The following is a 1,267-nucleotide window of genomic DNA, read 5'->3' on the forward strand; positions in this document are numbered from 1 at the left end:
GCCGCGAGCCAAGCGCCGGCTCGTCCGGCCAATCCGCAACAGCCAGCGGCCGCCAGCCTCGCCGCCGGCGCGCTGGCCGGCTCGTCCCTGCTGCTCGCTTCGCAGCCCGCGCCGCGCGACGCGGCGCCGGATCTCGGCGCGGTCGGCTTCCACCTGGCCGGCGCGCGCCGCCTCGACATCTGGCCCTTCGCGAGCGCCAACGCCTACGTCTACCGCAACGCGGCGGGCGAGCCGGCCGTGCTGGTCGCGCACGGCACGCCCGAGGGCGGCGGCCACTGGCAGGCTCGCCGGATCGGCGGGGTGCGCCTGCTGGAGTGGACATCGCGCGCCGGGCAACATATCGTGATCGCCGGTGACGCAGGCACGCGCGGCCTGATGCGCGCCGCCGACCTGCTGGCCGGCGACTGAATGCGCCGCCTATCATCCTTGCCGTCCGCCATCGGGCCGACCCAGCCATGACCATCCGAGACGAACTGATCGACCATGTCCCGCGCCTGCGCCGCTATGCGCGCGCGCTGATCCACAACCGGGAACTCGCCGACGACCTGGTGCAGGACACGCTCGAGCGCGCGCTGCGCCACACCGAGCAGTTCCAGGCCGGCACCGACCTGCGCGCCTGGCTCTTCACGATCATGCACAACGTGTTCGCGAACCAGGCCCGGCGGCCCGGCGCGCGTGCCGAGCATGTGTCGATGGACGACGACGAGGCGCTGCCCGAGGCCGCGCTGGCCGTGTCGAGCGGCGCCACGCGCTCGCTGGAGGTGCGCGACCTCGACTACGCGCTGCAACGCCTGCCGGTCGACCAGCGCCAGGTGGTGCTGCTGGTCGGGCTCGAGGAGCTCAGCTATGCCGAGGTGGCGCTGGCGCTCGGCATTCCCGTCGGCACCGTGATGTCGCGGCTCTCGCGCGGCCGCGAGCGCCTGCGCGCGCTGATGTCCGGAACCCAACCCAGCGCAAACCTGAAGGTGGTGCGATGAACGACCAAGCCACGCCGATCACCGAATCGGAACTGCATGCCTACGTGGACGGCACGCTCGACGAGGCGCGCCGCGCCCATATCGACCGCCTGCTCGAGACCGATCACGCGCTCGCCGATCGCATCGGCGACTACTTCTCGATCAACACCCTGCTGCACGAGCGCTACGACCGCGTGCTCGACGAGCCGCTGCCCGCGCGGCTGCTGCCGCCCGAGGATTTCGCGCCCGAGGCGCGGCAGGGCGAAGCGGGCGGCGGCGCGGCGCCCGCTGCGGCGGGGGCAGCCACACCG

At 73.3% G+C, this 1,267-nt stretch carries 1 protein-coding gene and 2 pseudogenes; all 3 read left to right on the forward strand.

Translation table 11 applies throughout. The features are described 5' to 3' along the window. Positions 1–408: pseudogene (locus F3J18_RS37430) on the forward strand (hypothetical protein); the annotation flags it as partial. Positions 409–455: 47 nt separating this feature from the next. Next, on the forward strand, positions 456–977 hold the full coding sequence (locus tag F3J18_RS37435) for an RNA polymerase sigma factor (RefSeq protein WP_025100434.1): 522 nt from the start codon (positions 456–458) through the stop codon (positions 975–977). Next, a pseudogene (locus F3J18_RS37440) lies at positions 974–1,267 on the forward strand (anti-sigma factor); the annotation flags it as partial. The gene F3J18_RS37435 and the pseudogene F3J18_RS37440, both read left to right, overlap by 4 nt.

This window comes from Burkholderia sp. Ax-1720 (assembly GCF_011753035.1).
Lineage (GTDB): Bacteria > Pseudomonadota > Gammaproteobacteria > Burkholderiales > Burkholderiaceae > Burkholderia > Burkholderia gladioli.